The organism is Ramlibacter sp. PS3R-8 (assembly GCF_037572435.1).
GTDB lineage: Bacteria > Pseudomonadota > Gammaproteobacteria > Burkholderiales > Burkholderiaceae_C > Ramlibacter.
The window spans coordinates 370,599-376,798 of record NZ_JBBHGT010000004.1; the positions used below are offsets into that span (position 1 = coordinate 370,599).

12 protein-coding genes are annotated in these 6,200 nt (G+C 61.8%); 1 reads left to right on the plus strand and 11 read right to left on the minus strand.

Features of this window, described 5'->3' with window-relative positions; genetic code table 11:
- Positions 1-22: 22 nt before the first annotated feature.
- The 9 genes from WG902_RS16760 to WG902_RS16795 all read right to left on the minus strand — a co-directional run bounded on the left by WG902_RS16760 (position 23) and on the right by WG902_RS16795 (position 3,645).
- Positions 23-454: a hypothetical protein gene (locus tag WG902_RS16760; protein WP_340061276.1), complete on the minus strand. Its 432-nt coding sequence runs from the start codon at positions 452-454 to the stop codon at positions 23-25.
- An 84-nt stretch (positions 455-538) separates the two neighbouring features.
- Positions 539-1,078 carry a GNAT family N-acetyltransferase gene (locus WG902_RS16765; protein ID WP_340061277.1) on the minus strand — a complete coding sequence of 180 codons (540 nt, stop codon included), beginning with the start codon at positions 1,076-1,078 and terminating at the stop codon, positions 539-541.
- Between the two features lie 6 nt (positions 1,079-1,084).
- Complete coding sequence (locus WG902_RS16770) at positions 1,085-1,561, minus strand: VOC family protein (RefSeq protein ID WP_340061278.1); 477 nt, start codon at positions 1,559-1,561, stop codon at positions 1,085-1,087.
- Between the two features lie 138 nt (positions 1,562-1,699).
- Positions 1,700-2,014 carry a helix-turn-helix domain-containing protein gene (locus WG902_RS16775; protein ID WP_340061279.1) on the minus strand — a complete coding sequence of 105 codons (315 nt, stop codon included), beginning with the start codon at positions 2,012-2,014 and terminating at the stop codon, positions 1,700-1,702.
- Positions 1,998-2,309 (minus strand): type II toxin-antitoxin system RelE/ParE family toxin, encoded by a 312-nt coding sequence (locus WG902_RS16780; protein WP_340061280.1) that lies wholly within the window; start codon positions 2,307-2,309, stop codon positions 1,998-2,000. Before WG902_RS16780 ends, WG902_RS16775 begins: the two co-directional genes overlap by 17 nt.
- Before the next feature lie 137 nt (positions 2,310-2,446).
- The gene (locus WG902_RS16785; protein WP_340061281.1) at positions 2,447-2,761 is read right to left on the minus strand and encodes a BrnA antitoxin family protein; all 315 of its coding nucleotides are present in this window, start codon (positions 2,759-2,761) and stop codon (positions 2,447-2,449) included.
- The gene (locus WG902_RS16790; protein WP_340061282.1) at positions 2,679-2,954 is read right to left on the minus strand and encodes a BrnT family toxin; all 276 of its coding nucleotides are present in this window, start codon (positions 2,952-2,954) and stop codon (positions 2,679-2,681) included. Before WG902_RS16790 ends, WG902_RS16785 begins: the two co-directional genes overlap by 83 nt.
- A 158-nt stretch (positions 2,955-3,112) precedes the next feature.
- Positions 3,113-3,415 (minus strand): type II toxin-antitoxin system RelE/ParE family toxin, encoded by a 303-nt coding sequence (locus WG902_RS22505; RefSeq protein ID WP_445263699.1) that lies wholly within the window; start codon positions 3,413-3,415, stop codon positions 3,113-3,115.
- Positions 3,412-3,645 carry an addiction module protein gene (locus tag WG902_RS16795; RefSeq protein WP_340061283.1) on the minus strand — a complete coding sequence of 78 codons (234 nt, stop codon included), beginning with the start codon at positions 3,643-3,645 and terminating at the stop codon, positions 3,412-3,414. Before WG902_RS16795 ends, WG902_RS22505 begins: the two co-directional genes overlap by 4 nt.
- A gap of 235 nt (positions 3,646-3,880) precedes the next feature.
- On the opposite strand from WG902_RS16795, the gene WG902_RS16800 reads away from it, so the two are divergent.
- A complete protein-coding gene (locus WG902_RS16800) occupies positions 3,881-4,933 on the plus strand; it encodes an IS110 family transposase (protein ID WP_340061284.1) in 1,053 nt (350 codons plus the stop codon).
- 283 nt (positions 4,934-5,216) lie between these two features.
- On the opposite strand, the gene WG902_RS16805 is transcribed toward WG902_RS16800, so the two are convergent.
- Positions 5,217-5,492: a BrnA antitoxin family protein gene (locus tag WG902_RS16805; RefSeq protein WP_340061285.1), complete on the minus strand. Its 276-nt coding sequence runs from the start codon at positions 5,490-5,492 to the stop codon at positions 5,217-5,219.
- Positions 5,449-5,724, minus strand: a complete 276-nt coding sequence (locus WG902_RS16810) for a BrnT family toxin (protein WP_340061286.1) — start codon at positions 5,722-5,724, stop codon at positions 5,449-5,451. The genes WG902_RS16805 and WG902_RS16810 overlap by 44 nt, the downstream gene beginning before the upstream one ends.
- Between the last annotated feature and the right edge of the window lie 476 nt (positions 5,725-6,200).

Sequence of the window (6,200 nt, forward strand, 5' to 3'; positions counted from 1 at the left end):
CTAACGTCGGCGACTCCGTGTGTCAGGCATCACTTCCTCGCGAGTTCGATCCTGCACAGGCGGCAAACAGCTCACCGAAGGTAAGTCGATCGGACCAGAGTTCCGCAAGTCGTACTCCGTATCGGCGCTCGGTCAGCATGGCGAGCGTCTCCAGTTCCAAGGCATCCATGCCGCCGCTGTCCGGGTACATGGCCCGATACACGGACATGATGCGATCGTCCGGCGCAAACTGGAGCCGCTCGCTGGCCCGGAACGCAAAGCTATCGGTGAACGTGGACAGAAAGCCGCGAATCTGCTCTTTCGAAGCGGCCGGGAATGCCCGTTTCCATGCAGTCCCCTGGCACGAGCGACTTCCGAAGGGAGCCGGCGCGAAACCGCCGAAAAAGTGGTTCCAGGCAAGCCCAGCACTGACGAACAACGCCAGCGCGAGCAGGACAGTAGTGAGGGCACTCATATGTTGAGTGGAGCCTAACGTTCGACACGAGCGGCGGGCCAAAGGGCGCGAAGCGGCCTTGGAAACGTCCGCTCGATGGAGGGATTAGGCCGCATTTGTACTGGGCGTTGCCGCAAGTGGTTTGGACATCAGTACGCTCAGGAAGTTTGTATGGGGCCGCCAGTCACAGGTGCCCACCAATGCGTAACCCCAAGACTGGTACATGGCGATCAAGGCTGCTGCAGGTTGTGCCGTGTGCAGCGCCATCTTGGTGCAGCCATGCGCGGCGGCATAGCCGAGGGCGAAGTCATGGATTTGCTTGCCGAAGCCCTTGCCTTTGTGCTCCGCCGCGACGGCAAACTGCCCAAAGGACCACGTGTGAGGCTCGCGCAAAAGTTCGACCGGAGAGTCAGGCTCTGCTCGCTTGAGGGTGACCGTTGCTACCACCCTTCCATTGAGTTCGCCTACGAAGCCACGGCCTGATGCAAGGCGCCTGGCGGTATCTTCCATGGACTGATGGGTGGCCCAATAGCGCAATCCGCTGGCCGCATGCGGGGCATATGCGGAGCGGATCAAGTGCGTGAGGGCAGCAAGATCATCTGCGGCCGATACCTCACGGCAGGAGAGCGACGGAAGTGAGGTCATGCGGTCTCAACGCTTACGCTCCACGGGATTCGCTCGGGAGGTCTGCTGCCCGAGTTGTTGGGCGAGCCCGATGAGAATGCCTTCGGGACCCCGGATATAGCAGAGCCGGTAGACGTCCTGGTAATTGACGACTTCATCGACCACCCTCGCACCAAGCTTGCTGAGCCGGGCGAGCGTGTCGTCGATGTCTTCGACGGTGAACATGACGCGCAAGTATCCCAGCGAGTTTACGGGGGCTGCGCGGTGATCGGAGGCGATGGCGGGGGCGTCGAAGCGCGAGAGCTCGAGGCGACTGTGGCCGTCGGGGGTGCGCATCATTGCGATCTCGACGCGCTGACCGCGGACTCCGGTGACGCGGCCAGCCCATTCGCCTTCGATGGGCATGCGGCCTTCGAGGGTAAGGCCGAGTTCGGTAAAGAATTCAATGGCGGCATCGATGTCCTCCACCACGATGCCGACGTTGTCCATACGCTTGACGGTCATGATGCCTCCTTGGCGTCTAACGTCGGAATTGACCGGCACGCACCGGCAAGGCACCGCGAGCCGTATGCTCGCGCGCCCGGCTCGCGGCGCCTTGCCGGTGCGTGTCCGCGTCGAACGACCTGTTATGCCTCACGCCCGCTACTCGCCAGCGACCGCCAGCAACGCCTTGGGATTCTTGCGGGCGATGGCGAGTAGAGTGCGAGCAGCCCCGCTCGGCTGCTTGCGACCTTGCTCCCAGCCCTGAAGGGTGCGCACAGAGACTCCAAGGAGCTTGGCGAATTGCGACTGTGAGAGCCCGGTGCGCTCACGTGCCTCGATGGCGGGCGAAGAAACCACCTGGGTCTTTCCGGCCTTCATCTGCTGCACTGACTCGAGCAACTCGGCTGCCAGGTCGCGCTTGGATTCGTATGCGCGCAACTGCGCATCGGTCAGGGGTTTACTCTTCGAGGGCACGGCGGATCTCCTTCAATTTCGCGCCGGTGAGGTTGTCGGTCTTCGACTTCGCGTACCGCGTTAGGAGAACGAGGTCTTCCTGCGCGGTGCGAACGTAGGAGATGACTCTCACGCCACCGGATTTGCCCGTACCAGCCCGGCTCCAGCGCACTTTACGTATGCCACCAGAACCGGGAAACCACATCTCCGGCCTCAGGGCGCTCCGCGATGAACGCGGCGAACTCGCCCCGTCCTCCTCACTCCAGTAAAGAGGCCATTGCTTCTGAAAGAGAAGGGTCTCGACGACCGTGAGCATGCATCAACTATACGCCTAAGGCGCATAGCTGTCCAGTCGCCGGTTTAGCTGAGGCATAACATTGGAGCTGACCGGCGACCGGGAGGCGCGTGCGCAAAGCGCACGGAAGCACCTGGGTGTCCGTGTCGAACGACCAGTTATACCGATGCATCCCGAAACGCCCTCAACACACTGTTGATGCGAGTTTGGTAACCAGGGCCTTGCGCCTTGAACCACTCAAGAACGTCTTGGTCCACGCGCAATGAGATGGACGCCTTCGAAGGAAGCGGTTGCAAGCCGCGCCTCACCACTCCCCGGACGATGTGTTTAACGTCTGCCTCCGGATGCTCCGGAGAAGCGGCCGGTTTAGTGGCCTTCAGGCGCTCCCAGTCAGTTTTGGATTTCACTGAAGTAGATTTGCGCTTCGCGCTTTGTGGCTTGTCGGAACGAGATGATGCGGATTTCACTTTCACTCTCCGTGTGAACTACTGAGACGGGAATGCCGGCAAGTAGGCCCAGCGTCACAAAGCGCTGCTCGCCGTAGGAGAACCGATCGTCTTCGAACGTGAACGTCACGCCCTCAAACATCAAGGGTGCATCAACAAAGTCGAGCCCGTGTACCTTGAGGTTCGCTGCGCGCTTCGCCTCGGACCAGGTGAACTCCATGACCTCAGTGTATATACACGACGTAGTGGCGTCAACGGCCTGGCCCAGCGGTATAACGTCGGAGTTGACCGGCACGCAGCGACATTGGGCCGCGAGGCGTAATCTCACCAGCACGCTTCGCGGCCCAATGCCGCTGCGTGTCCGAGTCGAACGACCTGTTATACGTCACGGACCCGCCTTTTCCAGTAGCCTGGCCTTCGATTCGTAGGCGCAATTGCGACCACATAGATTTCATCCTCGCTGTGCAGATACACCAGCGAGAAGTTGAATCTACGATCAATGACTCGGCGCGTCTGCCGCCCGTATTTCGGCCAAGCCTCGGGAGTAGCCGCCGCCTGCGTTTCGGCAGCATGAACCGCCCTGTCGTAGCGTTCCGCAAGCCGAGTGCTGATGGCGGCGTAGTACTCGACTTCATGCAGAAACTCTGCACTGGCTTCTGGGTGGTAGCGGACGGACCTCACCGCCGGATCAAACGGCGGGCTTCAGTGTGGACTTCTTCGGCAGGAATGAGGCGAACCGCGCCCGACTCGATCTCAGCAACCCGGCGGTCAATCTCTCGATCCCAGGCGGCATCAGAATCGGCATCAGCCTCGCCTTGCAGAGACTCAAGGAGCTCTTCTGCGAGGCGGGCGCGATCCTCAGCCGACAAGGCTTTGGCTCGGGCTGAAAGTTCGTCGACTAGGGTGGACATTGCGACCTCCACATGCTTCGGCACAGTTTACTCGGTGCCGCTCGCAAGCGCTTTGAGCGACGTATAACGTCGGAGTTGACCGGCGACCGGCACGCGTGTGCGCGAAGAGCACGGGCGCACCGGGGCGTCCGAGTCGAACGAATACGAAGGGACTTCCCGCAATCGAAGAAACGGCATCGGAGTGCCAAGATTGAAGTGTGTGGAAGTCAATCTGAACCTTCGAAAGGGGAAGTCCATGAGCGAGATTACACGAGTGGGCGTCGACTTGGCAAAGCATGTCATCCCGGTGCACGGCGTGGATGCAACGGAGCGGGTGGTGATCGCCCGCGGGATGAGCCGCCAAAAGTTTGCCGCCTGGTGCGCCCAGCTTCCGGCCGGCTGCGTGGTGGCCATGGAGGCCTGCTCCGGCGCCCACCATTGGGCGCGAAGACTCATGGCGCTGGGCCTGCAGCCGCGGTCGCACCGCATTTCGTCACGCCTTACCGCATGGAAGGCAAAGGTGGCAAGAACGATGCGACCGATGCTTCTGCGATCTGCGAAGCAGCCTCACGACCCAAGATGCGCTTTCGTTCCAGTCAAGAGCTGCGCCCAGCAAGGTGTGGTGTGCGTCCACCGACTCCGCGAGGCGTACAAGGAGGAGCGCACGGGTTGCATCAACCGCATCCGTGGGCTCTTGAGTGAGTTCGGCCTGGTGTTTCCCAAGGGCCCAGCAGCGCTGCGGACACATTTGAGCGCGACGCTGGAAGATGCTTCCAACGAGCTGCCCGGCTCGGCGCGGCTGGTGCTTGATCGAGCGTTCACGCACTGGCGGGCTCTCGATGAAGAAGTCGCCTGGTGCGACGCCCAGATCGCAATGCACGCCAAGGAAGATGGCCAGGCGAGGCAGCTCCAGCCGATCCCTGGCATCGGGCCCGTCAGTGCGAGTGCGTTGATCGCGTCGGTAGGCGATTTGCGCCAGTTCCGCAGTGCCGGGCAGTTCGCCGCTTGGCTGGGCCTCGTACCCCGGCAGAACTCCAGCGGAGGCAAGACTTCGTTGGGCGGAATCACCAAACGAGGCGATGACTACCTGCGCACGCTGCTGATCCAGGGAGCGCGCTCGGTGGTGTCCAACGCGGCGCGCCATGGCGACGCGGTGTCACGATGGATCCTGCAGCTGCAGCAGCGCATCGGCTGGCAGCGCACGCTGGTGGCCGTAGCCAACAAGAACGCCCGGATCATCTGGGCTGTCCTGGTGCGTGGCAGGCCCTTTGACCCGCACCACGTCAGCGCACGCGTTGCGTCGGGTTGAGGCATTCGACATATAGGTTGATCGTTTCTTCACTTCAGACGCGCAAGCGAAGATGCACCAAACAGGTTAGACCGGCAGCGGGTGAACTCGGCTAACAGGCAGCGGCACCGCGACCGCGCCGATCGAATGGAGCCCCGCTGAGCGGTTGGTATCTGGGCCCGCACTCCGTGCAACAAGGCCGTTTGTAGATGTGCGGTCTGACCTTCGTTCGAACCTGCATCCACGCGCGCTGAGGAAGTGAAGAGTTTGAACTAACGGGAAGTCCTTGTAGACCTGTTAAGTCTCACCGCACCTTGCTCAGACGATCGGCCATGCGAGTCTGCCAACCTGGGCCGGTTGCCTTCCAACGCTCGATCACATCGGCGGGCAGCCGAAGCGTCAGTTGCTTGCGCGGGTTCTCCGAAGGAGGCCGACCTCCCTTGCTGATCTTGGCGCGCGCCAACATGTCGTCGGTGAGTTCGGGGAGTTCCTCGTACTCGGTCTTTTTGATTCGGTGCGCATCTACGCGCGCCAGATCAGACTTCAAAGAGTGGCGCGATGCGGGCTTGCTCGCGGGCATTCGCTTTCCTCATGCTAAAGACGTGACGATCCGCGCCACGCGGTGTATAGCCGACCACCACCATCCGGCCTGCCAGCAGGCCGAAGCAGATGATCCGTTCTTCCCCATAGTCCTTCCGTGTGTCCTCGACCTCAAGCGTCACGCCGGCGAACACGATTGCAGCGTCTTCGAAATCCAATCCGCGCTCTCGAAGGGTGCGCTCGCGTTTCTCGGGATCGTAGGTCACGCGCATGGTTATTGTAGCTACAACAACTCGCGCGTCAAGGGCGGCTGTTCGGTGAGACTTAACGTTGGAGTTGACCGGCGACCGACGGAGAGGGACGGAGCGAAGCGAAGGACCGCCGTTGGGCGTCCGTGTCGAACGACCAGTTAGACCAAGCCCTGGTGGAACTCACGGAATGGTGGTGCGCAGAGGGCGGCATAGGACTCAACCTTAGCGTTCCGGTCGTGGCTTGCCAACCCCACATCGGGTGGAATCGCGCAAATGCAGGCTGCGCCCAACGGGCGCGTGCTCTTGGCTTACCGACCACCGGCCCCCAGAGAAGTGACCAAGCCCGCCCGCGAGCGTTGCGTGACTGGGGAGGACGGGCGAATCGAAGTGGTGGAGGGTGCGTAACCCGAACACGGGCCTGTCCCTCATGCGGTCTAACGTTGGAGGTGAGCGGCGACCGAGGAACAGGAGCGCCGGAGGCGCGGACGCCCTGGGGC

Excerpts from the sequence above, each read along its gene's own strand:
- WG902_RS16760 (WP_340061276.1), bottom strand. The coding sequence starts at position 454 with ATGAGTGCCCTCACTACTGTCCTGCTCGCGCTGGCGTTGTTCGTCAGT.
- WG902_RS16765 (WP_340061277.1), bottom strand. The coding sequence starts at position 1,078 with ATGACCTCACTTCCGTCGCTCTCCTGCCGTGAGGTATCGGCCGCAGAT.
- WG902_RS16770 (WP_340061278.1), bottom strand. The coding sequence starts at position 1,561 with ATGACCGTCAAGCGTATGGACAACGTCGGCATCGTGGTGGAGGACATC.
- WG902_RS16780 (WP_340061280.1), bottom strand. The coding sequence starts at position 2,309 with ATGCTCACGGTCGTCGAGACCCTTCTCTTTCAGAAGCAATGGCCTCTT.
- WG902_RS16790 (WP_340061282.1), bottom strand. The coding sequence starts at position 2,954 with ATGGAGTTCACCTGGTCCGAGGCGAAGCGCGCAGCGAACCTCAAGGTA.
- WG902_RS16795 (WP_340061283.1), bottom strand. The coding sequence starts at position 3,645 with ATGTCCACCCTAGTCGACGAACTTTCAGCCCGAGCCAAAGCCTTGTCG.
- WG902_RS16800 (WP_340061284.1), top strand. The coding sequence starts at position 3,881 with ATGAGCGAGATTACACGAGTGGGCGTCGACTTGGCAAAGCATGTCATC.
- WG902_RS16805 (WP_340061285.1), bottom strand. The coding sequence starts at position 5,492 with ATGCCCGCGAGCAAGCCCGCATCGCGCCACTCTTTGAAGTCTGATCTG.
- WG902_RS16810 (WP_340061286.1), bottom strand. The coding sequence starts at position 5,724 with ATGCGCGTGACCTACGATCCCGAGAAACGCGAGCGCACCCTTCGAGAG.